The following is a 24,331-nucleotide window of genomic DNA, read 5'->3' on the forward strand; positions in this document are numbered from 1 at the left end:
CGGACAGGAACAATTTGGTTGCTTTAGTCTGTATTTATCCATTACATTTTGAAAGGTGTGCAATTATATGTTAAAAAAACTCAGTTTGGTAGCTCTCGCTGCATCAACACTTTTAGTAGGAAGCTCTATTACGGCAAGCGCTGATTCTACTGTAAATTACGATCATTTGCTCTCGGCAGGGACCACTAACGCTTTCCTGGCCATGGAAGATGGATCTTCATTTTATGCAACGGGAAGTAACAGTGATGGCAAGCTCGGCGTAGGCGCTGGCGGAGGGAATAATAAAACAAGCCCAATGCAAGCAGATGTATCCGACATCGCAATGATTGATGCTGGTGATTTGCATTCAACTTTGCTCAAAAAAGACGGAACCATCTGGTCTTGGGGGTTTGCAAGTTACGGCGAACTAGGGACAGGGAATAAGAGGGACACGGCAAGAGTACCTGTTAAAAACAAATATATTGATAATGTTAAGGAAGTGAGAGCAGGAGGTCAATTTACGCTTGCGCTCAAAAATGACGGCACAGTGTGGGCTTATGGAGAAAACAACTTTGGACAGCTGGGGATTGGCACAAAAGGAGTTTCCGCCTTTTCCGTTAAGCCTGTTCAGGTACAAGGTTTAGAAGATATTGTATCCATTGATGCTGGTGACAGTTTTGGCGCAGCCCTGGACAAAAATAATCAGCTATGGGTATGGGGACGTGGTTATGACGGCGCACTGGGGCAGGATGACAAAGAAAACCAGCTTACCCCTGTTCAATATCGAATTGATGATATCAAAACTTTTACTGCCGGAGCTGACCGCATTTATGTACTAACGAACAGCGGAGAAGTATATGCTTCCGGGAGTAACACTTCTGGAAAGCTTGGGGATGGAACCTCTACTTTTAGAAGATCACCCGTATTGATCAATGTTTCCAATGTAAGTAGACTGAAAGCAGGCAAAACTCAAACTTTTGCACTTAAAAATGATGGAACTCTTTGGGGCTGGGGAACCAATAATGAGGGACAGGTAGGTGACGGGACCGATGTATTTTCTGTTAAAGTCCCATCCCAAGTTGTAGATGACACAAACACGCCACTAACCGATGTAGTAGCATTCAGTGCAGCAGGAACCCACTCCCATGCTTTGACAGCCGATGGGACGGTTTGGTCCTGGGGATATAACAAAAACGGCGAACTGGGAATCGGTAGCACCAAGGAACAATATGCTGCCACGAAAACGAATTTCCCAAATCCTTTTTCGGAATAACCAATATTCTTATCCTTAATAAATTGTTTAAGGAATACGCTTAGCCCTCCGTTTTTTCCAACCCCAAAAAAGCAATAAGGGCAGTCCAATCAACTGCCCTCATTGCTTTTTATTTTCATTTAGAGCTGCTTTATTACAAATAAAACTATGATTATGTATGAACAGAAGCGCTTCAGTAGCTTCTGGACGGTAGGGAAATTCATTTACAGAGCTAAGGCTTCTTCCGTAATCTTTTTGATATCAATGGATGAAGGCGTTTCTTCCTTGACCATATCGGGCAGGATATTTTCCAAAAAATAATCAACACAGTGTAACTGAATATTCTTGATTTTCACAAGCGCATTACGATACATGACTATAAATTCTTTTTCAGTATTTCCCCGCTGTAGTTCGGCAAATGCTTCGTACACCTGATCCATCTTGTCAGCAACTTCAAGGATCAAACCTTCTACTGAATTATCTTTGCCTTCACGTAACTGTTTGCGAAAAATAGCTTTAAAATCCTCGGGAATATTCTCTTCAATAAAATACTCAATCATACCTTCTTCGACCTGCTGGATTAATAATCGTAGTTCCTTAGAGGAATGCTTAACAGGCGTTTTGATGTCCCCAATAAAAATTTCCCCGTAATCGTGACTGCTCGTAATCTCGTATAGCTTTTTCCAGTCAATACTGACACCATTTCTCTCTTCAATATCAGCCAGCGTTTTAGCGTATTGTACTACTTTCCAAGAATGTGCCGATACGCTGTGTTCCTCGAATTTAAACTTACCCGGACAACGGATGATTCTTTCCAGCTCATTTAGCGACCGAAAATACGTGTGAATTCCCATCATTGCATCCATCCTTTAACATATATGAGATAGTCAATATAAACCCCACTATAAACCTCAACTATTAACAGCAGATTATCGCAGTATCAAGTTGAATCCACACATGTAGCACATATACAATTTTTGCTATACACTTTATAAAAGGGGAGTTGCAAAATCCTAAAAAAAGGTTAAAGTGGTGAAATCGTTGTTCAAAATCCTACTAATTGAAGATGATGAAACTTTGTTCCATGAAATGAAGGATCGGTTAACTCAATGGAACTATGATGTGTATGGCATCCAGGATTTTAATAAAGTCATTCAGGAATTCACAACGATAAAGCCTGACCTGGTCGTGATAGATATTCAATTGCCGAAATTTGATGGGTTTCATTGGTGTCGAATGATTCGATCCCACTCTAACGTGCCCATTCTTTTCTTATCATCACGGGATCATCCTACGGATATGGTGATGTCGATGCAGCTTGGCGCGGATGATTTTATCCAAAAACCGTTTCATTTTGATGTACTCATTGCAAAATTACAGGCGACACTTCGCCGCGTATATAATTACAATACAGAGCCTGTCTCTCTGAAAACATGGCGTGGAGCGACGGTCGATTATGAAAAAAACGTAGTAGCCAATGGGACTGGCTCCATCGAATTAACCAAGAACGAGATTTTTATTTTGAAGCTGCTGATTGAACAAAAAAATAAAATTGTCGCACGAGAGGAATTAATTAAAAGCCTCTGGGATGATGAACGTTTTGTCAGCGACAATACCCTGACCGTCAACTTGAACCGCCTGCGTAAAAAATTAGACGAGCTGGATTTGGGCCGTTTCATTGAAACGAAAGTCGGACAAGGCTATATGGCTACAGAAGAGGCACCTGCCTATGATTAAAAAATACCTTATAGAGAGGCGGAGCTGGATTCTACTGTTTGTGTGTCAGCAATTCCTGATCCTGTTCATTGCTTATGTGGATGCAGCAATTCCGTTAATGCCGATTCTTTATATCGTCTTCTTATCTATGATGATTTTCTTGGTTTTTTTAATCATTCGCTATCCCAAGGAAACCAAATTCTATACCACACTAGAAGAATGGGAGAGCCCTCTTGAACTAACGGGTATAGGCGAACCGGAGAGTCCGTTTGAGCAAATCATTGAACAAAAAATCACTGACCAGACCGTACGGTTACAACAGATCATCTCGCAAAATCAATTGACACTTGAACATGAAAAAGATGAATTATTATCCTGGATTCATGAGGTAAAAACACCTTTGACCACCATGCATTTGATGATTGAGCGGTTGGACGATAAGCCCCTAAAAGCTCAGCTAACCTATGAATGGCTACGAATCCACTTACTGCTGGATCAGCAGCTCCATCACAAACGCATATCCTTTATTGAAAATGATCTGTATGTCGAGCAAGTGAATTTAAAATCTCTGGTTTTTAATGAAATCAAAGCATTACAGTCATGGTGCATCCAAAAAGGGATCGGTTTTGACATCCAATTGGAGCACATGGAAGTGCTGAGTGATGCCAAATGGCTGGCTTTTATCATCAGACAGCTCTTAACCAATGCCATCAAATATAGCGATGCCAGTGATATTATCATTCATAGCTATGTACAAAGGGATCGAATACAGCTTGAGGTCCAAGACTTTGGGCGCGGTATTGATCCGAAGGATATACCCCGTATTTTCGAGAAAGGTTTTACCTCCACAACCCAACATTCTGATCACACTTCAACGGGTATGGGGTTATATTTAACGAAAAAGGCAGCACAGTCCTTGCTCATACATATAGATGTGCACTCCAAACCGAATGTGGGTACAACCTTCACTTTAATTTTTCCCAAACGAAATGATTTTGTGAGCATGGTGAGCATGTGACAGAGATGTCACATGCTTTTATGTATTGTTCGCCCAATCAAAGGAAAAACATCGGCTCTATTTTTATAATAAGGCTACAAGAACAATAAGGAGTGCATCGAAGTGAATATTTTAGAAGCCCATAAAATTCATAAAAGCTACGGTAATAAGTTAAATATGCAGGAGGTTTTGAAGGGAATAGATATCGTCATTGAAGAAGGGGAATTTGTCAGTATTATGGGAGCCTCCGGCTCAGGTAAAACCACACTGCTGAATGTTCTTTCCTCTATTGATAAAGTGAGCCAAGGTTCCATTAAAATCAATGATATCGAAATGACGAAAATGAAAGAAAAGCAACTGGCTGAATTTCGCAAAAAGCATTTAGGCTTTATTTTTCAAGAGTATAATCTGCTGGATACGCTAACTGTGAAGGAAAACATCCTCTTACCGTTATCCATCACCAAAACCCCTAAAAAAGAAGCCAACCAAAAATTTCAGGAAGTAGCTACAGAACTGGGAATTTATGAGCTCAAGGACAAATACCCCAATGAAATTTCGGGTGGACAGAAGCAGCGTACATCTGCGGCCAGAGCGTTTATTCATGAGCCCAGTATTATTTTTGCCGATGAACCTACGGGTGCGCTAGATTCCAAATCGGCTTCCGATTTACTAAATAAGCTGGGCCAGTTAAATCAAAAACGCAAGGCCACCATTATTATGGTCACGCATGATCCTGTCGCAGCCAGCCATTGCAGTCGGGTCATTTTTATTAAAGATGGGCAAATGTATACGCAGCTTCACAAAGGCGAGCAGGAAAGACAAAGCTTTTTCCAGGATATCATGAAAACCCAAGGGGTCTTAGGCGGGGTCCAATATGAACATTAATCTGCTCATTCTAAAAAATTTGAAGAAAAACCTGAAAAATTATTACCTTTATGTTTTTGCTCTCATTTTCAGTGTTGCGCTCTATTTCGCTTTCGTCACATTACAATACGATCCCTCCATGGACGAAGTGAAGGGTTCTGTTAAAGGTGCAGCTTCCATACGGGCAGCATCCGTTTTACTGGTCGCCATTGTCTGCATCTTCCTTTTGTATGCTAATAATATCTTTATAAAAAGACGCAGCAAAGAAATTGGCCTATTTCAATTGATCGGAATGACTAAAAATAAAATTTTTCGCATCCTGAGTGCTGAAAACTTAATTCTATACTTCAGTTCACTATTCATCGGAATTGGGGTTGGATTTTCCTTTTCCAAATTAGTGATCATGATTTTATTTAAGACGACGGGCGTCGAAGCCATTGCCACTTTATATTTCTCTAACCAAGCACTGACTCAAACACTCATCGTTTTTGGTATCATCTATCTATTGATCATGCTCATGAATTATTCTTTTATCAAAAGACAGAGTATTTTGTCTTTGTTCAGAGTAACCTCAACCACCGAAGGGAAAATCAAAAAAATATCTATCTATGAGATGATCATCGGGATCATTGGAGTTTCATTCATCGCTTTAGGATACTATGTTTCTTCCAAATTATTTGGTGGAGACTTTACATCCATGAATGAGTTATTTATGGCTATGGTGTTTATTTTGGGCACTGTCATCATCGGAACACTCCTTTTTTATAAAGGATCTATCCGCTTTATTTCCAATATCATCAGAAAAAGTAAAGGCGGCTATTTGAACATTAATGAGGTGCTGTCTCTCTCATCCATTATGTTCCGCATGAAATCCAATGCTTTATTGTTGACCATTATTACGACGGTATCGGCACTTGCCATCGGTTTACTCTCCTTAAGCTATATCGCCTATTATTCTGCGGATCAAGCAGCTGAGGACAATGTGCCTTCCCATTTTGCAATGACGAATGTACCGGATGCTGAGAAATTCAAAACGTTACTTCAGGAGCATGACATAAAGTATCTAGAAAAGAAAATTGAAGTTATCCAAGTCAGCGTGAACACAGCGCAAATTATGGACACTCCTCTGGAAGGATTAAATATCGGTGCGAATTCCATGACGTTGCCTGTCATAAGCGATCAATCTGTGAAGGGTACGGATGTATCTCCAGGCCAAACGATTTTAACAGGCTATAATGATTTGTTACAGAAATTCATGTCCTTGAAAAACTCAGGTCCATTGGATTTGAAGGGAAATAAGGAAGTCATACACCAACAATATGTGGGTCTAAAAAAGGAGTACGTGATTCCCTACTATTTCACAGCCGGTGGATTACCCACTGTCATTGTAGACGAAAGTATCTTTGAGCGGCTAAAGAAAGATGCAAATCCTGAGATTCAAAAGAAGTCATCCTTATATATTGGAATTGATATGATAAATACAGAACAGATCAAAGAAGCCGATCGTCTCTTTACAGCTGCGAATTTTAATGATCAACAAACATCACGCCTTGAAATGAGCAGCAATCAGAAGCGGAACATGGGAGTGATCATGTTTGTAGTTGGCTTTTTAGGACTGACCTTTCTCATTACATCAGGCTGCATCCTTTATTTTAAGCAAATGGATGAGAGCGAAGACGAAAAAGCCAATTACACCGTGTTAAGAAAGTTAGGGTTCACTCAAAGTGACCTGCTTAGAGGCATTAAAATAAAACAACTCTTTAACTTCGGCATTCCACTAGTAATTGGCCTTTCACATAGCTATTTCGCCGTTCAATCTGGCTGGTTCTTGTTTGGAACTGAAATTTGGATGCCTATGATCATCGTTATGGTGCTGTACACCGCCTTATATTCCATTTTCGGGATACTATCCATCCTGTATTATAAAAAGGTCATTAAATCAGCATTGTAATCGGCAAAAAGCAAAAAAAAGCCCCAGGCGAAAGCGCTGGGGCTTTTCCAAATATTTGAGCATTTTCGTTCCTATGTGTACAATAAAATAACTATCATCGTAACCCCAAAGGGGGAGAGCTTATTTTATTATTAATCATCAATGGCATCGGCATCGTAGCCAATATCATACTCGGTTCCTCTGTAGGCGTGGCTATTATCGTAGGAATCGTCTTTTTCCTGATTGGCTTGCCTGAGTTTAAAAGATCGCCGAAACTCACGAAAAAGGCTAAAAAAGATATCACCTATATTATGTCAACCCTATTAACTCTCCTTATATTCGTAGTTATTGTTTCTTGGAATCTCCATACTTCAGGTGACCTGTTTCTTGAAGGTCCGCTAACACCACAAATGAAGTTTCACTGGGGACAAAAGGTGTTGCTGCTAGGTCTACTGGAGGGCTTATGGGCTGTCATCAGCCTAAAATGGCTGTTGCCTATCTTTTTTGATCCGCTGGATCTCAGTAAGAAGCAAATCCTTGTTTTAGTAAGCGGGATTGTATTTAGTGTGGTTTCAGGTATTTATGCCATGCTTGAAGCAAGTTAAAAAGTCTCGCTCTTCTCTGTTAAGGACAGGAAGAGTGAGACTTTTTTATTAATGGTTCCCCTCTACAGAGGCTAGAATGCTTAACGCAAAGGTTCAAAACCTTCTGCCTGCTTGAGAATCCGCTCAATTTCCACGCATGTCTCCGGTTGCAGCGTCACTTCGACTGCTTTTACATTTTCTTCGATTTGTGCCGGTTTAGTGGCCCCAATGAGTGCAGCGCTGATACCCGGTTCTCTCAGAATCCAGGCAAGCGCGAGCTGTGACAGGGTAATACCCAAATCCTTCGCCAGCTTATCCAGCTCCTGGACACAGTTTAGAACGGTATCGTTCATGTAACTGCTGATGACATTATTGACAGAGGCATCAGCCCCGCGGCTGCCCGTCGGTAAAGGTTGTCCAGGCTTGTATTTACCCGTGAGGATACCTTGGGCCAGAGGCGAAAATACAATTTGGCCGATACCTACCTGCCCGGATACGGGAAGTACCTCATGTTCGATATAACGTTCGAACATATTATAGATTGGCTGATTGGCAATCAGTGGCCGCAAATTCAGCCTTTTTCCAATCCCATAGGCATCCGTGAGCTGGGCAGCACTCCATTCACTGACAGCAGCGTACAGAATCTTACCCTGAGCCTGAAGGTCATCGAGCGCTCGCAGCGTCTCTTCCAAAGGAGTACCCGAATCATAACGATGACAGAAGTACATGTCGATATAATCCGTGCCAAGACGCTTCAGACTCGCTTCACATTGCTCCATAATGTGCTTGCGTGACAGTCCCCTGTCATTGGGACCAGAATCCATAGGGAAGTACACCTTGGTAGATAACACATAGCTCTCTCTTCGATAAGGCTTCAAGGCAGCTCCCATAGCCTTCTCGCCTTCTCCCCGGTTATACGCGTTCGCGGTATCAAAGAAATTAATCCCGAGTTCAAAGGCTTTGGCAATACAGGTATGAGCTGCTTCCTGCTCGGCAGCTGTACCGTACGTTAACCAGCTACCCAGACCGATTTCACTAATTTTAAGACCACTGTTGCCTACATTTCTATATTTCATATCTACTCCTTCTTTCATAAGAAGATCATATTTTTATATTTTAACATGTAAACCCTTTCATTAAAATCATTGATAAAGGACTCATGGAGTTATATGAAGGATATCTACCACCCTAACTGTTAGGGTGGTAGATGCTTATAGCCTCACAATCTCAAATCATATTTACTTGCTTCCTACAGGAAAAAGCGCATCATATGCGGGACAAGGCAGTTTGTCGAGAAACTCCTGAAGCTGCTTCGGTTTATTTTTGTAAATATCCTTTAGGGATGTTCCATTATAAATATTGCCGATGACCACAGGATGGCATAGCTCACAGATCAGGATGTCCCCGTTCCCGTGAAGATGGAGCTGTTTTTTACCATCAACACAGTTGGAAAAATAAACACCAGGCTGTTCCTTGAAGCCCAGCGCTTCTGCAAAACGGTCCATACAGGTGAAATACAACACAGTATCATCTTTTTTATGTGCAATCAGGTCATGAACGGAACGGACGAGCGCTTCCTTGGTGGAAATAGCATTCCAGTTCGTATGATCCATCACAATGCTGTTTTGGATTTCATGGATGCGCACACCGAGTTCATATACCTTTTCGCTAATCGCTGGCATGTTGTTCTGCGTCTCCGCAAACAGCAACGTCTCCAGCACCGTTTCCAGCTTGGCTTCGGTACATAATCGGATATTTTGAACGATTTTCTCATACATGCGAGGATGAACATGATAATAGGTTGCATATTTATCGGCATCCGTGAAGTTGAAAGAGATATGAATGTTGGAAAGTCCTGCATCACGTAGTTTCTCAATTCGTTCAGGGCTGAGCAAGCTGGCATTGGTATTGAGCTGCGTAGCGATGCCCTTGCTTGAGCAGTGAGCCACAATGTCCAGACAATCCTCATACTTCAAGGTCACTTCTCCCCCGGACAGTCGCACACGTTTTAACGTTGGAATATCATCAATAATATCAATGACCTCTTTGCTGCTAATGCATTGCCCATCGTTCCGCTGATACGCGCAGCAGTAATCACACTTGAAGTTGCAATTAGAGGTGACCCCGACTTCCAGTCCCTCCAGCTCGTAGATGCCCGGCTTTTCCAGCTCAAGTGCTTTATATTTGTTGTCTATACTCACTTTCTCATGATCCTCCCGATCTCAGGCTTATGTCTTGAATTCCCTTGAGATTATACAGAATAGGAGCGGTTTGTAGATATGACATTGGTAACGGTGGGGCCAAACAGATACCATAGCGGTAACGGCCTTGGAATCCTCCTATCAGCGCTGAAAAAATTAATTTGACAAGTACTGCCGAACTTTAGTAAATTCATATTAGTTAAGCCATTAACTACATTTATGGTGGTGATCGTTTGAAAGACCTACAGGATTATGTACTTGATTTGCCGCTGCATTCTCTGGTTTTCTTTTCACTGGTGGAAACGACAGCCGGATTAGTTGATGTCTCAGAAAAATACTGGCATTCGAAGGGAACCAATGGAGCCAGAATTCGAATTCTAGTTGAAATCATGAAGGAAGGAGGTACAATTCTCCCATCTGTGCTCGCCCAAAGGATCGGTGTCACCAAATCAAATATTAGCCTGCTGCTCACCCCGCTCGAAAACGAAGGATTCATTCGCCGGGAAGGCCATCCCATGGACGGTAGAAAATCGGTAATTTCTATAACAAGCGAAGGGCAAAGCCTTCTGCTGTGTAATTTACCCGAAAACCGGCAGAGGATTGCGGAAAAAATGCAGGTGTTGAATGATCAGGAATTGAAGCAGCTCCTTTCCCTGCTCAACAAATTAAAGAGGACGTAACGGCTTTTCTACTCAATTGGTTAAGCCCTAAACTAAAATCCCATTTGTATAAAAAGGATGATATTCCATGTCGATCGTTATTACTGGAGCCAATGGTCAATTGGGGAGCCTAATCATACAACAGCTCCTTCAAAAAGTCTCACCTCATGAAATTACCGCTTGTGTTCGCCACCTTGAAACCGGAAAACACTATGAGGCACAGGGAATTACAGTACGATTAGGTGACTACGATCAACCCGATTCGCTTGAGCAAGCATTCGCGGGTGCTTCCCAACTGTTGTTGATTTCAAGTTCACATCCCGACGATACGATTCGTATTCGTCAACATACTCATATCATAGAAGTAGCTAAAAAATGTAAATTAGAACACATTTTATACACCAGCTTTGCCTTTTCTGAAGCCAGCTCTATCCCCCTCTCCAATCTGCATTTGGCTACAGAACACGCCATTTGCACCACCGGAATTCCTTACACTTTTCTACGGAATGCATTATATACCGATTTTGTCAAAACTCTCGACCTGAACGCCGCCATAGCGAAGGGCGCACTCGATATTTACCCTGGAGAGTGGAAATTTAACACCGTCACGCGTTGGGATCTTGCCAGAGGGATCGCAGCAGTGCTATCCGATCCAGACCGCCATAAGAACAAGAAATATGAATTTGTCTCCTCCAGTCCCTGGACCTTTTCAGATTTAACAGCAGCTTTGACCGAGCTTACAGGCAGATCCGTCTCCCTCCGTCAAGACCCCCAAATCAAAAATTGGATATTTGGGTTTTTGGGCAAAATAGATACGCGCTCCACGTCGGATGATTTGGAACAGTTGATCAGTGGTCCGCTCACTTCACTGAAAGAAAGCATCCGGCCCTTTATCTCCACATGAAAAGCAACGCTAAAAATTTTCTTACCAACACCCACTCCATAAATTGTGAGCGATATGTGAACTGGGCATACTTCTCATTCCCAAATCCATACTGAATATATCTGTTGGTAATGGAGGCGGGAATTGTGGATAAAAGGATGAATCTGCTTATGTTCAGCGGCGATTATGATAAGGCAATGGCTGGACTGATTCTGGCAAATACAGCGCGGGAATTGGACGTGGATGTGACGATGTTTTTTGCGTTCTGGGGACTATTTCTGGTTCGTGATCCTGACAAGATGACGTTTGAGGACAAGACGATTTATGAAAAAATCATGGGCTGGATGACTCCAAAAGGACCCGAAGAGTTGCCATTATCCAAAATGAATTTTAGCGGCCTTGGCAAGCTGATGCTGACGGAAATGATCGAAGATAACGAAGCCCCGAAGCTCATTCATTTCTTGAAAGGAGCACGGAAGAAAAATGTGAAATTTTATGCCTGTAAGCTATCGGTCGATATTATGGGCTTTAAACCGGAAGAATTTATACCTGAACTGGAAATTATCGAGGCCAAAACGTATTTAAAAGATGCGCTCGAATCCGATATGCAGTTGTTTATATAAGATAAACTTGCGCCTTATCCGGCTGTTGGATGAGGCCTTTATTGTGACTAAATGATGACACTCGCCTATTTTTTTTAACCTATTCGGGCCTACCTACGTACCCTAAGAAGACAGAACGACTTGGGAGGCGCCGTATGCTCATGGCTCGAATTGGAAGCAGTAATTGTAGGTATCAGCCTTCTAACGAGGCTTATTTCCAAAGGTATCGTGAAAGTACAATCGGATATCACCAGACCTTTGAATCTCCATATGGGCAAAAAAAGCTGATTTATGCGGATTGGGCAGCCAGCGGCCGTCTGTATGGACCCATCGAGTCGAAAATAGCTAATGAATTAGGCCCTTTTGTGGCGAACACGCATACGGAGTCTAATTTGACAGGTACTCTGATGACCCAAGCCTATGAAGAAGCGAAACAAATCATTAAAAGCCACGTTCATGCCAATGAACATGATATCATCCTGTTTGCCGGGTCCGGTATGACAGGTGCAGTGAATAAGCTTCAGCGACTGCTAGGATTGAAAATACATGAAAAATTAAAGCCCCTCTACCCCATCGCCGAAAAAGAACGTCCCGTTATTTTCGTTACACACATGGAGCACCACTCCAATCATATTTCCTGGGCAGAAACCATTGGAGACGTTGTGTGTCTTCCTCCAGGTCCTGGCGGGATGGTCGATCCAACTCATCTCGAACGACTGCTGCTTCAATTCCGGCATCGCCCTATCAAAATCGGCGCCTTTACCGCCTGCTCCAATGTTACAGGGTTCGAAGTGCCGATTTACCAGCTAGCCCGCAAAATGCACGAACATGGCGGCGTTTGTTTCGTTGATTTTTCGGCAAGCGCACCTTATACCGAGATCAACATGCACCGCACAGATCCCCTTGAGAAACTGGACGGGATTGTATTTTCACCCCACAAATTTCTTGGGGGTCCCGGTACAAGCGGCGTTTTAATTATGGATTCGAGGCTGTGCCTCAATTGTGCTCCAGATCAGCCAGGAGGGGGCACAGTTAGCTGGACCAATCCTTGGGGTGGATACGAGTATAAAGAGAATACTGAAGCCCGTGAGGATGGAGGGACGCCTGCCTTTCTACAGGCCGTTCGAACGGCGCTCTGCATTCGGCTGAAGGAACAAATGGGACAGAAGCGCCTGTTGGAGCGCAAAAAGGAACTGACATCTCTATTACTAAAGAGCTTGAGTACCATACCAGACCTACACATTTTAGGAAGAAGTAGCCAAGAACGAATGGGAATCGTTTCTTTCGTTGTCGGCCATATTCACTATAACCTGATTGTGAAACTATTGAATGATCGGTTTGGCATTCAGGTCCGGGGCGGCTGCTCTTGTGCAGGCCCCTACGGACATTATTTGCTGGGCATCGACCAGCAAACATCTAAACAAATGACAGACCTGATCCATGCGGGAGACTTATCTCGAAAACCGGGCTGGGTGCGTCTGTCGCTCCATCCCATGATGACGAATCAGGAAGTCTCCTATATCGCCTCTTCCATACGGGCAATCGTGGAAAACATCATGACCTGGCAAAAAGATTATACCTATCAACCAGAATCAAACGAATGGCGATCTATGCATGAACATCACAAAATAGACATCAGCAAATGGTTCAATTTCAGCGATTAAGAGACTCCTGTCCGTTCCCTTCTTTCAAAATTCTCATAGGATACACTGTAAATTACTATATGAGGAAAGAAGTGACGACAATGGGTCTCAATTTTCGCAACAGTACTAGTGCAGCTATCTTTGTAGTCTTTGCCTACCCGGACTTCAGCTGTACTCCTGTTAACTACTCTAAAGCAGGCTGGTACCGTGTTAACCCCGGACAGACTATTCAGGTTTGGAGCGGCTTCGCAGGAGGTAATACGTTCTTTTACTACGCTGAAGATGATTTTGGACGCGAATGGCGGGGTTCATATTTCACTCAAGTTCCTGAAAATGCCTTCAATTGGTGCTGGGATACAGGCTGTACCACTTGTAGAAGCGTGGGACTGCGGAGAATCGCAGTTAGTCCGTTCGTCTTGGACTACACCATCAACTTTGTAACGAGCAGCAGTCAAAGAAAACCTGCATCATCCACACTCCGCATGACATTGCCTTCCAAAGCAACCCAAGAGAAACCTATTTTGCGCAGAGTTCCTGCAACACCTAAGAGACTAAAACAAGGAAAGCCTCAATTACAGAAACGCATCTCGCATAAAAAACGGACAAAGAATAGAGAATAAAATTTGTAGAAACAAAACATCAGCTAACATACATTTTCAATTGCATATATTCTGGTTTTTTGGGTAATATTCAGCAATTATTCCATCAAGCGTTAAATCGCTTGGAATTTCATATATCGATTCTTTGTAAGGTTCATTCGAACCAGTTATTAAACAATCAAATTTATGAATTAGCACTCTATAGTAATTTTCACGAGCTAGAAGTAGCCCTTTCTCTATCCATTCATTTCCCCCATCAAGGTTGTGATCAAGCAAATATTTAGCATAATAATAGACTGCTTCGGTATAATAATATCTAATTGGTTGTAGATCATCTATTGCAGATTCATAATAATTTCGTGCTTTCTCAGTATCATCTTCGATAAAAGCAAGCATTAATAACTTTAATCCTGAAGTATAGGAGTTAGTTACTACTAATTTATTAACTATCTTTTTTTCTATCCTGCCTTGCTTAGCTTTTATATAATTCGTCTGCATCAGCTCTGTATATTGCTTTTTATACAAAGATTCAATATATTCATCTAACAACTCTTTATCTAATGAATTGGTATTGTACTGAACTTCAAACGTAAAGAACGGCAAGTCGTTCCCTAGTTTATTTAATTTTAAATATTTCTCATATTCACCTGTATGAAATAATAACTCATTAAGAAACAAATGATTGTGGAAATCATTCTGCTTATTAATAACAAGCTTCCTTATCTCTTGAACGTTTCTGTATTTATACACATTAATCACATTAACCAAGATATAATATTGAACTGGATCATTAGCGTCTAACAAGTGCATGCTATCTATTGGTATTAATTTTTGGAGCTGAATATACGCTTCTTCAAAATCCCCTTCGTAATAATTTGAGGTTATTAATATAGAATCTAGTAAAATATCTGCTTTTTCAATATTTTCAAAATACCTTTTCAATTGTGGAATTCTTATATCGAAGTAGTTAGTTCGATTAATGTGTCTGGCCCAATAAAATACTCTAAATATGAACACTAACTTCTCTAATTCATCCCCATCATATAAGTTAAGGTAACTAATACATTTGGAACAATTTTGAATGTTCTGATCAAAAACTCGTGATCCAAGGGAATTGTCTGAAAATGAAAAAATTTTATCCACTACGAAATTAATAAAATTAAAAGCCCTCTCATAAAATTCAACCTTTTCAGCGCTTGTTCTTTTAAGGAATTGATGTTCAGCAAACCTACCAATTATTGATTGTAGTTTAATAAATCCTTTATTTATTTCAATTAATGACTTGTTCTCAAGAGCATTTATTTCCCTATCTGTTATTCTTCTAGCATCTTTTTTGTAATACCCTTGTGAAAAGAATTTTTTCACATTACTCATGTGAATTCCATCAGGAAACAAAGACAATGTCTCAAATAGAAGTTTCTCATTTGGTAAAAGCCTTTTGTAAGAATATGCTATAGATTGATAAAGTGACTTTGAACGTTCTATGTTTGCATCAGCCATATCATCAAAAATATCATCGTATCCTGACTCTGTGATACTAAAAAAGTCGGTCTCAAGTTCATTTTTTAATAGTTGCATGTTTTTTGACTTTGGGATAACTTTAGTGATAATTTTAATTGCTAAAGGATTGTTGTTTAATAGCTTTCCGAGTATATCCTCTTTTAGTACTTTAATATCGTCATTATTAATACTTGATTTGTGATACTTGTAAAATAGCTGTAGCGCCTCCTCATTCGTAAAAGCTCTGAGTTCGTGTCTTTCTTCGAATTCCAAATCTATCCATTCTCTCGATGTAATCACCACATCTGAATACTCACAAATAAAAGTTAATAAAATCTTAATTGCTTCTATATCTTCAATGTACAAAAGTGGTTCAAAATTATCTAAAATTATTAATCCATCTATTCTTATGTTATTCTGTGAAATATGATCTTTAAGATTAATTGAGCTATCAATCTCAAAGCACTGAGATATTTTGTATTCAAAGGACTGATAATTATTTATAAATTCACAGTCTATAAAAAAAATACCGTCAATATAATGTCCTCTTTCAAAAAGGTCAATTGCCACTTTTTTTATAGTAGCGGTTTTTCCAATCCCACCAGAACCCTTAATTGTTAAAATTTTGTTATTTATATCAATTAACTTTCTAATTATATCTTCTAAATCTGTTTTTCTACCTACAAAATTAATTAGATTTTTACTATCAATGCTACCAGATAGTTTTACCTTGCAACGATCACTCGGCATTGAGATTTGTGGATTTCCTTTGTTAAAAGAATTTATCGAGAAGTATTTCTTATTTACAATCAATGATTTATCTATTAATTCAAACGCTCTTTTTTGGAAAAATTTAAATATAAATCCGCTCAAATCTCCACTCCAATTAACAAGTATCGGAATTTTAATGTCATGTACATTTAAAGCAGACTCTTTATCAATAAATATTAAAACACCTTTTAAATGATCAGTAATTAAGTTCTCTTCTATTTCTTGAAATGTGACAAGCTTACTTTTTAAATATTTATCTTCAATCACCAATTTATTTCTTACAATCTGAGAAAACAAAATAATATAATCATATCCGTCTAAATTTCGAAGTGTATCAATTGAAAAGTGAAAGCAATCGATTATAACTTTGTATTTAATAAATTTCTTTATAATCTCTTCAAATGTATAAAGGATTTCTCTATCAATTGGGGTACTAATTAGGATTGCTATCGATGTTTCTGTTTTAGTTGTAGTTTCTATCTCCTCTTTTACTAGTTCTAATACAGAACTTGTTCGCTGTTGGTTATCCTTAATTTCTATTAATTTATCAAAAAAAGAATCGAGTTCGTCCCAATCATTTAATTTAATAGGCACCACATCATTTACTTTTCCAGCCAAATCATCCGTAGTAAGAAAAAAATGCCTCCTGGTAAAGCCATTATAAATTTTATTTATATAATCAAACTGTTTTCTTACATATTCGTCAGATAAACTAAAACCAATAAAAAGGATCGTATGCTCAGAAATTAAACTTTTTAATTTCTCAATTGCTGGAGTATCTGTATATAGTTCTTCATAATCATCCCTAAATAAGATGCACTTGCCGGGATTTTCTATACAGCCATGGAGTTTCAACAAGAAGTTTTCCTTCTCTAATAAATTAGATATGTGAAAGGTATTATCAAAAACAACTTTTTTAAAATTTGTAGCTGTCTCAATAATCTTGTCATAATTTGTTGTAATAATCTTTGATGATATTTTCCCCATTTTTTTATGTAATTCAAGATTTAGTTCTCCGATAGGCTTATCAATTTCTCTATCTAACACTTCATAGACTTCCTTCGTTTTGTCTTTAATTTTATCTAAAATCTCCAATGTATCAAACATACCAGATTCCAATCCTTTGATTAGAATTTGGTATTTATCATCATCCACTGAAAGAGAGTTTAATATTTTAGTAACCAGGCCATTCCAATTTGGAAAACCTAATGGTGCAGATAAACCTGCTCCAACAAATAAAATAAGTTTATTTTTATTTATTGCATCTATAATTTGTGAGTTCATAACTTCTCCTTCTAGAAAAAATTTTTTTCAGTAATAAATCATGCATACTGTTGTGATACATCTTTTAATTAGTAAAACATAATTAAACCAGAACGAAGGTGCCCTCTTATACTTCATAAATACTATATTCTAGAAAAATATAATCTTCTATTTACTTTCAAGACCTCCAGAACCCTTTTATAAGTATATTTGATGTTTAACGATGATTCCACTATATTTGTATTTTTATGGTTGAAATTAATGAAACGATATGTTACTGCTATACTTATTTATAGAAAAACAGTTCTTTAGTTTGACTCATTTACATTCCAAAAACATTTTAAATGTCTTTACACTTTATCAAGTTCAGAATATTGCACCAAATGCTAAGAAAATAAGGAGCCCGACCTTATCGCTAATAGTCTGCTCCTTTCACTCTTATTTATATGACGTAACCCGCTTATTTACTCTCGGATTCCCACTTAGATATCTCTTCACGAACCCGTGGTGCTACCTCTGTTCCCAATAGCTCAATAGCTCTCATGACATCATCATGCGGCATCGTACCGACGGGTACGTGCAACAGAAAACGTGTAATGCCTAACTGTTTACGCAGATGAATGATTTTCTTGGCAACCGTATCGGGATCGCCTACATACAACGCTCCTTCAAAGCTGCGTGCGGCATCGAAGCTGGAACGAGTGTAAGGGCCCCAACCACGTTCACGCCCAAGCACATTCATGCTCTGCTGAGTGGAAGGGAAGAACTTATCCGCTGCCAGCTCAGTAGTCTCTGCGATAAAACCATGCGAGTGTGATGCAACCGGAAGCAGCGATGCATCATGACCGGCATGCCTAGCGGCTTTTTTATACAGTTCCACCAACGGGGCAAACTGTACAGGACTACCCCCAATAATCGCCAGAACCAGCGGCAACCCGAGCAAGCCTGCACGAACCACAGATTCCTGATTGCCCCCACTCCCAATCCATACGGGCAAAGGATTTTGAACTGGACGCGGATACACACCCAAATTGTTGATTGCCGGCCGATGTCCGCCTTTCCAGGTGACTTTCTCGGATTCTCGGATTTTCAATAACAGCTCCAGCTTTTCATCGAATAATTCATCGTAGTTATCCAAATCATACCCAAATAACGGAAACGATTCGATAAAAGAACCTCGGCCTGCCATAATCTCAGCTCGTCCATTCGAAATACCGTCCAGTGTAGCAAAATCTTGAAACACACGTACGGGATCATCCGATGAAAGCACCGTAACTGCACTGGTTAACCGAATTCGTTGGGTCTGTGCTGCTGCAGCAGCGAGGATAACAGCCGGAGCAGATGCCGCATAATCTTTACGATGATGCTCCCCCACGCCGTACACATCCAGCCCTACCTGATCTGCAAGCACAATCTCCTCGACCACTTCACGTATACGTTGTGCGTGACTGATAACCTCACCCGTTTGGGTATCCGGCGTTGTTTCTACAAACGTGCTTATACCTATCTCCACTTGTTCTACCCCCTATTTTCATGCCCTATTCTCATACGACTGCTTTCGAAGCCAATCATTTTAAAAACCGATATCTTTATATTGAACCTTTTTCACATCTTTTTCAAGCTCTCCTTTTTTGAGTCTGAAAACCAGCCAAGGGAAGTGTCCAGATTCGCCGCAGGAAAAGAAGTCTCTTTGTCGAATATTTTATGGAATAAAGAAGATTCCCATCCCCACAACATGAATACAACAAGGAGGCACATACATTTATGGCTTTTGTCATTAACAATTTAAAGGATAACAGCAATGTTGCCATGACTGACCAATTAGGTGGATTTACGGTACTAGAATACATAACAGATTTGAGTTCTACCTCGGTTATGGCTGCGAAAGACAATTACTATATGAGCAAAAGTAATATGCGCCGCAAACAGCTCATGATCGAAATCAACAATAGTGAGATTATGATGAAGGCGGGAGCCATGCAATATACTGTGGGTAGCATGGAAATGACTACTGGTGTAAAAGGCGTTGGAGGCTTAATGCGAAACTTGGTGTCCGGTGCTGTAACGGGAACAGGTGCCATTAAACCACACTATAGAGGCACGGGTACGATTATGCTGGAGCCTACTTACCAATATATTTGGCTTATTGATGTCGACAATGATGATATTGCCATCGAAGACGGCTTGTTTTTGGCTTGTGACACGACGCTGGACATTTCCGTCGTTGCACGTAGTAATCTTTCCTCTGCTGCACTGGGTGGAGAAGGGTTATTTAATTTAAGCGCCCGCGGAAAAGGAGTTCTGGCACTTCAAGCTCCAATCCCTTCTGAGGAAGCGGTCGTTATAGAATTGCAAAATGATGTGCTGAAGGTGGATGGTAACTTTGCCCTCATGTGGTCCAATACCTTACAGTTCACCGTCGAAAAATCCGGGAAAACCAAAATGGGCTCGGCTGCTTCCGGCGAAGGGCTGGTAAATGTGTACAGGGGAACGGGAACCGTATGGTTAGCACCATTGTAAATAAAAAAGGAGAAGCCCTCGGCTTCTCCTTTCTTACATTTTAATTCTTTTTTACAAACTCCGATTTTAGCTTCATTGCTCCAAAACCATCAATTTTGCAGTCAATATCGTGATCGCCATCCACCAGACGGATGTTTTTTACTTTGGTGCCGATTTTCAAGACGGATGAGCTTCCCTTCACTTTAAGGTCTTTAATGACAGTTACAGAGTCACCATCCTGCAGGATGTTACCATTCGCATCTTTAACAACCTTTACGTCTTCACTGCTTGCTTCTGACTCGGCAGACCACTCATGAGCGCATTCCGGGCAAATGAAAAGACTGCGATCCTCATAAGTGTACTCTGAATTACATTCAGGACAATTTGGTAAATTAGACATGGTATTATGTACTCCATTCATTTTCAAATTCTATTGCTATGCTAAGCTTCCTTGATAGACCAAGCTTGCTCCAAGTCTTCCTTGGAGTTCCCTACAAGTATATTGGATAATCCGTCACGATTCCACTCATTGATGAAACTAATCTGAGTATTGTTGTACCTTATATGTAAGCGTTCTGTCTACTGAAAATGCCGAGAGGTAAACATGTAACTAAAAAGGACGCTGTCTTCCTAGGCAGCATCCTTTTTTACGGCACGTTTATTATGCTTGGGTTTGCTTGATCAGTTCACTAATTCCTTGACTAAGCGGTGTAAGGGGGCGTTTCAACAGCTTCTCGAAATCGTTGCTTACGACATCCAAGGCTCCTTCACGAATCGCTTGTTGAATACCGACCACAATAGGGATGGCACCTTCCGGGACTCCCGCACCAAGCATAACCTCGGCATACGTAGCATCATCCACCTGCTGTACAGGTACGTCTTTGCCCAGAACCTCAGCAAGTACCGCTGCAAACTCTTCTTGGGTAATCGGCTTACCGGAGAGCTCATATATTGTATTCTCATGCCCTTCGCCAGACAAAACGGTTGCAGCTGCTTGCGCATAATCTGCGCGGGTAGCCCAACCTACTTTACCGGACCCTGCCGAGGTTAGCCAAGGAGCTCCCGCGAGTACGGATTGGATCGTGCCTGACTCATTCTCCAGATACCAATTATTACGCAGGAAGGAGTAAGGAATGCCTGACTCACGAATGAACTCCTCCGTGATGCGATGTACGGGCGCAAGGAATAGAGTGCTGTCAGCTGCATTGGCAGCGCTAGTATAGGCGATGAAGCCTACTCCAGCACGTACAGCAGCATCAACAGCTGCTTTATGCTGACGGATTCTAGTATCATTATCCCCGTCTGCGGATATAATCAGCAGTCGATCTACTCCAGCAAACGCCTGATCCAGCGTCTCCGGTTTATCAAAATCGCCATGACGAACGTCAACACCACGAGACCGTAAGTTCTCTGCTTTTTCTGGATTTCTTACGCTAACAATAAGATCGTTTGCGGAGACAGATGTAAGCAACGTATCTACCACGATGGAACCCAGTTGCCCCGTTGCTCCTGTTAATGCAATTTTCATATGAAATCCTCCATTCAAATTGTATTCACTTTTATATAGTAACTAAAAATATAACACATGTCTAATCTAGAGTCTAAAGGTCTGCTTTTCGGGTAAGAGTTGGTAACCCAGACTTTCCCCATAGAAAGGAACATGTATATGAAGAAAGCTATGATTATTGTAAATCCCTCTTCCGGCAAAGAGGAATCCCTCCAACATGTCAGAAGCGTAGAAGAAATTCTACGTGATCAAGGATACGTTGTTACGGTTAAAGAGACGGCAAAGGAACTGGACGCCACTCGTTTTTGCGTCAATGCGTGTGAGGAAGCTTGTGACCTAGTCGTTTCCATCGGCGGGGATGGCACACTTCACGAAACAATCAACGGTTTCATTGATCAAGACCATCGTCCAAGACTGGGTGTCATTCCCCTGGGGACAGTCAATGATTTTGCCCGTGCCTTGCAAATTCCGCTAAGTCCCGAGCTGGCGATCCGTACACTGACTTCTACCCGCGTGAAAAACGTAGATATGGGTCTCTTAAACGGCCGAATGTTTGCCAATGTTGTTGCCACAGGTTCGCTTGCTGAATCGCTATCAGCTGTATCATCAGACGATAAATCCATGTTTGGCACGTTTGCCTACTTCAAAGAAGGCATGAAAGAGCTTATCAGCCATCCTGCCCACTCACTTATCGTCCGCTACGATGACAATATCTGGGAAGGAAAATCCCCACTCTTTTTGGCTACTTTGACCAATTCAGTTGGCGGATTCGAGAAACTGGCGCCCGATGCGGCTGTTGACGATGGTCTGCTTCACTGCTTTATTTTCAAAAACCTCAATATATTGAACACCGTGACGGCCAGCATATCCTTATTTTTAGGCAACCTGAAGGATCATAGTGATATCGTTTACTTTACCGCAAAGCATGTAAGTGTCAGCTCTGCAGAACCGGTCAGTACGAATGTAGATGGTGAGGAAGGGCCGTCTTTGCCTATCGAGCTTGGTATTTTACCGCGTCATATTGAGGTAATTGTGCCGGAAGAGGTTTAAGTAATGCGGTGCTGATCCTCAAGCTTGAGGATCATACTCGCTCAATTTCCCCTCGTAGATCAAATGGAATCGATCACTTTGACGAAAATCGTCTGGCGTAACAAGAGCGGGCAACTTGTTCCATATTTTTATGCCGGATCGCTGTAAAATTTCCGCAACGAATTGCGAACAAAAATAAGAATTACTGAACTCGACTGGTTCTTTGAGTGCAATACCAATCAAACCCAGTAAGTTATACATATATTTTTGACGACTTCGGATAAATACATGTAAAACTCGCTTCATTTTTTCAACTTCACGGTCGGTTACTTGAAGCTCGTAGATAACACATGTTGTATTCGGAAATCTGCTGTATGTACCTGTCTTAATATCCTCTTTCACGAAACCACCATCCAGAGGGTTATTAGGGGTCTTTCTCCCGAAGCTGTATAACTCCGAAAGTTCCCGGTTGAAGGAAATGGAGGCGTGATTGTATGGCGCTCTCGTATAGCTTTTAATGACTCTCGTAAGAAACGTTCCCGTATTCGTAAGCAAGATAAAGACGGATTGATCTGCTACCATTTACGAAATTTCCCCTTATCAAGTTTGAATTATTCCTTCATAATAACATAGGAGCCTTAATGGAATCCTATTTCGCGATAAGTTGGTGAGTGGTAATGGACAGTTCGCTATTAACGTTAATCCTTATTTTCGCAGCCTTATTGGTCATCCATCTGATTTATATAGTGGTAGTCAAAACACAGCCAGACAAAGACTATGCAGCTATTGGGCTTCGCATCAAGACATGGTGGGGTATGTTCTTTATCTTTTGCTTGGCAACTCTTTTCAATCCGATCGTTTCACTGCTTTCCTTGATGGCACTCACCTTTTTTGCGCTAAAAGAATACTTTTCCATGATTAGATCCAGAAAAGCTGATCGCAGATTGTTTCTATGGGCGTACTTAGCGATTCCCGTACAATTTTATTGGATTTATATCGGGTGGTACGGAATGTTTATTGTCTTTATCCCTATCTATGTATTCTTACTGCTACCGCTCCCGCGATTGATCAACAAAGGAACGGTTGGTTTTTTGCGCAGTGTCAGTTCGACCCAATGGGGGCTCATGCTGATGGTTTTCGGGTTGAGTCATCTGGCCTATTTTCAGTTTGCTACGCCGCAATACGGAGCAAAACTTGTACTTTTTCTAGTGGTACTGACGCAGCTCAATGATGTCGTACACTATCTAGCATCACTCTATTTCGGAAAGCGGAAAATCGTCCCGACATCCAATCCCAATATAACTTGGGAAGGCTTTGCATTCGCTTTTCCCGTAACCATAGCGGCTTCCTATCTTATCTATCCCTATCTGACGCCGTTTGACCTGAAATTTGGAATTATTTTCGGCATGCTGATCAGCTTGAGCGGTTTCTTCGGTAGCTTAACGGTTTCCGTGCTGAAGCGGGATTTATTAATCGGCGATGATGAAAAGTTCGATGCTTTGAAAAAAAGCTATTTAAGTCGGGTGGATAGCTTGACCTACACCTCGCCCGTCTTTTTTCACGTGATCCGTTATTTTTTTGACTTTATGTAGCGATTACATGGCTCAAACCTCGTATGAATAGTGATCATGGAACACGATATCTTGTTATGAAAAGGGCAGCCTATCCTCACGGGGTTGTATTCCCGTCAGTACACTGTTGCTGTCCTATATCATCCTCCGTGATTCCTTCTCATTTGCTCATCTAGCTGGTGCAGGCTTTGTGTTTCTCGGCATCATGCTCATATCACGCGGTGAACGCCGCTTATTCACGCAAAGACTTTTTCAAAGAAAAGAGACTCCCGGCTAAAACTT

23 protein-coding genes are annotated in these 24,331 nt (G+C 41.0%); 15 read left to right on the top strand and 8 right to left on the bottom strand.

The features are described from left to right. Positions 1-67 precede the first annotated feature (67 nt). Positions 68-1,252: a copper amine oxidase gene (locus tag MKY24_RS26350; protein ID WP_023991028.1), complete on the top strand. Its 1,185-nt coding sequence runs from the start codon at positions 68-70 to the stop codon at positions 1,250-1,252. Positions 1,253-1,455: 203 nt separating this feature from the next. On the opposite strand, the gene MKY24_RS26355 is transcribed toward MKY24_RS26350, so the two are convergent. After that, the gene (locus tag MKY24_RS26355) at positions 1,456-2,085 is read right to left on the bottom strand and encodes a YfbR-like 5'-deoxynucleotidase (RefSeq protein ID WP_023991029.1); all 630 of its coding nucleotides are present in this window, start codon (positions 2,083-2,085) and stop codon (positions 1,456-1,458) included. A 187-nt stretch (positions 2,086-2,272) separates the two neighbouring features. Here MKY24_RS26355 and MKY24_RS26360 point away from each other — a divergent pair, with 187 nt between their 5' ends. The 5 genes from MKY24_RS26360 to MKY24_RS26380 all read left to right on the top strand — a co-directional run bounded on the left by MKY24_RS26360 (position 2,273) and on the right by MKY24_RS26380 (position 7,343). Continuing rightward, complete coding sequence (locus tag MKY24_RS26360) at positions 2,273-2,968, top strand: response regulator transcription factor (RefSeq protein WP_076156699.1); 696 nt, start codon at positions 2,273-2,275, stop codon at positions 2,966-2,968. Then, positions 2,961-3,965 (top strand): sensor histidine kinase, encoded by a 1,005-nt coding sequence (locus MKY24_RS26365; RefSeq protein WP_076156702.1) that lies wholly within the window; start codon positions 2,961-2,963, stop codon positions 3,963-3,965. The genes MKY24_RS26360 and MKY24_RS26365 overlap by 8 nt, the downstream gene beginning before the upstream one ends. A 102-nt stretch (positions 3,966-4,067) precedes the next feature. Next, positions 4,068-4,829 (top strand): ABC transporter ATP-binding protein, encoded by a 762-nt coding sequence (locus tag MKY24_RS26370; protein ID WP_053326448.1) that lies wholly within the window; start codon positions 4,068-4,070, stop codon positions 4,827-4,829. Further along, positions 4,819-6,759 carry an ABC transporter permease gene (locus tag MKY24_RS26375; RefSeq protein WP_076156705.1) on the top strand — a complete coding sequence of 647 codons (1,941 nt, stop codon included), beginning with the start codon at positions 4,819-4,821 and terminating at the stop codon, positions 6,757-6,759. The genes MKY24_RS26370 and MKY24_RS26375 overlap by 11 nt, the downstream gene beginning before the upstream one ends. A 188-nt stretch (positions 6,760-6,947) precedes the next feature. Continuing rightward, positions 6,948-7,343 (top strand): hypothetical protein, encoded by a 396-nt coding sequence (locus tag MKY24_RS26380; protein WP_025719181.1) that lies wholly within the window; start codon positions 6,948-6,950, stop codon positions 7,341-7,343. An 80-nt stretch (positions 7,344-7,423) separates the two neighbouring features. Here MKY24_RS26380 and MKY24_RS26385 read toward each other — a convergent pair whose 3' ends face one another. After that, positions 7,424-8,398 (bottom strand): aldo/keto reductase family protein, encoded by a 975-nt coding sequence (locus MKY24_RS26385; RefSeq protein ID WP_076156709.1) that lies wholly within the window; start codon positions 8,396-8,398, stop codon positions 7,424-7,426. Between the two features lie 162 nt (positions 8,399-8,560). Next, positions 8,561-9,523 carry a radical SAM protein gene (locus MKY24_RS26390; protein ID WP_028540917.1) on the bottom strand — a complete coding sequence of 321 codons (963 nt, stop codon included), beginning with the start codon at positions 9,521-9,523 and terminating at the stop codon, positions 8,561-8,563. 233 nt (positions 9,524-9,756) lie between these two features. Between MKY24_RS26390 and MKY24_RS26395 the strand changes: the two genes are divergently transcribed. The 5 genes from MKY24_RS26395 to MKY24_RS26415 all read left to right on the top strand — a co-directional run bounded on the left by MKY24_RS26395 (position 9,757) and on the right by MKY24_RS26415 (position 13,930). Continuing rightward, positions 9,757-10,203: a MarR family winged helix-turn-helix transcriptional regulator gene (locus tag MKY24_RS26395; protein ID WP_023991037.1), complete on the top strand. Its 447-nt coding sequence runs from the start codon at positions 9,757-9,759 to the stop codon at positions 10,201-10,203. Between the two features lie 67 nt (positions 10,204-10,270). Further along, on the top strand, positions 10,271-11,086 hold the full coding sequence (locus MKY24_RS26400) for an NAD(P)H-binding protein (protein ID WP_339201170.1): 816 nt from the start codon (positions 10,271-10,273) through the stop codon (positions 11,084-11,086). A gap of 125 nt (positions 11,087-11,211) precedes the next feature. Next, the gene (locus MKY24_RS26405) at positions 11,212-11,688 is read left to right on the top strand and encodes a DsrE/DsrF/DrsH-like family protein (RefSeq protein ID WP_023991039.1); all 477 of its coding nucleotides are present in this window, start codon (positions 11,212-11,214) and stop codon (positions 11,686-11,688) included. 134 nt (positions 11,689-11,822) lie between these two features. After that, positions 11,823-13,331: an aminotransferase class V-fold PLP-dependent enzyme gene (locus tag MKY24_RS26410; RefSeq protein ID WP_339201171.1), complete on the top strand. Its 1,509-nt coding sequence runs from the start codon at positions 11,823-11,825 to the stop codon at positions 13,329-13,331. 80 nt (positions 13,332-13,411) lie between these two features. Continuing rightward, complete coding sequence (locus MKY24_RS26415) at positions 13,412-13,930, top strand: DUF1036 domain-containing protein (RefSeq protein ID WP_339202416.1); 519 nt, start codon at positions 13,412-13,414, stop codon at positions 13,928-13,930. A gap of 36 nt (positions 13,931-13,966) precedes the next feature. On the opposite strand, the gene MKY24_RS26420 is transcribed toward MKY24_RS26415, so the two are convergent. Beyond that, entirely contained in the window at positions 13,967-17,464 is a 3,498-nt protein-coding gene (locus MKY24_RS26420; protein ID WP_339201172.1) for an SIR2 family protein, read from the bottom strand. 439 nt (positions 17,465-17,903) lie between these two features. Further along, on the bottom strand, positions 17,904-18,956 hold the full coding sequence (locus MKY24_RS26425) for an LLM class flavin-dependent oxidoreductase (RefSeq protein WP_339201173.1): 1,053 nt from the start codon (positions 18,954-18,956) through the stop codon (positions 17,904-17,906). Positions 18,957-19,207: 251 nt separating this feature from the next. Here MKY24_RS26425 and MKY24_RS26430 point away from each other — a divergent pair, with 251 nt between their 5' ends. Next, positions 19,208-19,963 (top strand): AIM24 family protein, encoded by a 756-nt coding sequence (locus MKY24_RS26430; protein ID WP_028540921.1) that lies wholly within the window; start codon positions 19,208-19,210, stop codon positions 19,961-19,963. 40 nt (positions 19,964-20,003) lie between these two features. On the opposite strand, the gene MKY24_RS26435 is transcribed toward MKY24_RS26430, so the two are convergent. Beyond that, on the bottom strand, positions 20,004-20,342 hold the full coding sequence (locus tag MKY24_RS26435; protein WP_068939219.1) for a zinc ribbon domain-containing protein YjdM: 339 nt from the start codon (positions 20,340-20,342) through the stop codon (positions 20,004-20,006). Between the two features lie 261 nt (positions 20,343-20,603). Next, positions 20,604-21,470: an SDR family oxidoreductase gene (locus MKY24_RS26440; protein WP_068939221.1), complete on the bottom strand. Its 867-nt coding sequence runs from the start codon at positions 21,468-21,470 to the stop codon at positions 20,604-20,606. 138 nt (positions 21,471-21,608) lie between these two features. On the opposite strand from MKY24_RS26440, the gene MKY24_RS26445 reads away from it, so the two are divergent. Then, on the top strand, positions 21,609-22,499 hold the full coding sequence (locus tag MKY24_RS26445; RefSeq protein WP_075155097.1) for a YegS/Rv2252/BmrU family lipid kinase: 891 nt from the start codon (positions 21,609-21,611) through the stop codon (positions 22,497-22,499). A gap of 18 nt (positions 22,500-22,517) precedes the next feature. On the opposite strand, the gene MKY24_RS26450 is transcribed toward MKY24_RS26445, so the two are convergent. Continuing rightward, the gene (locus MKY24_RS26450) at positions 22,518-23,060 is read right to left on the bottom strand and encodes a hypothetical protein (RefSeq protein ID WP_023991046.1); all 543 of its coding nucleotides are present in this window, start codon (positions 23,058-23,060) and stop codon (positions 22,518-22,520) included. Positions 23,061-23,155: 95 nt separating this feature from the next. Between MKY24_RS26450 and MKY24_RS26455 the strand changes: the two genes are divergently transcribed. Together MKY24_RS26455 and MKY24_RS26460 are read left to right on the top strand one after the other, a co-directional pair. After that, positions 23,156-24,070: a phosphatidate cytidylyltransferase gene (locus MKY24_RS26455; RefSeq protein ID WP_339201174.1), complete on the top strand. Its 915-nt coding sequence runs from the start codon at positions 23,156-23,158 to the stop codon at positions 24,068-24,070. Between the two features lie 88 nt (positions 24,071-24,158). Then, complete coding sequence (locus MKY24_RS26460; RefSeq protein WP_339202417.1) at positions 24,159-24,326, top strand: EamA family transporter; 168 nt, start codon at positions 24,159-24,161, stop codon at positions 24,324-24,326. Positions 24,327-24,331: the final 5 nt, after the last annotated feature.

The sequence above is a fragment of the Paenibacillus sp. FSL P2-0322 genome (assembly GCF_037975315.1).
Taxonomy (GTDB): domain Bacteria; phylum Bacillota; class Bacilli; order Paenibacillales; family Paenibacillaceae; genus Paenibacillus; species Paenibacillus polymyxa_B.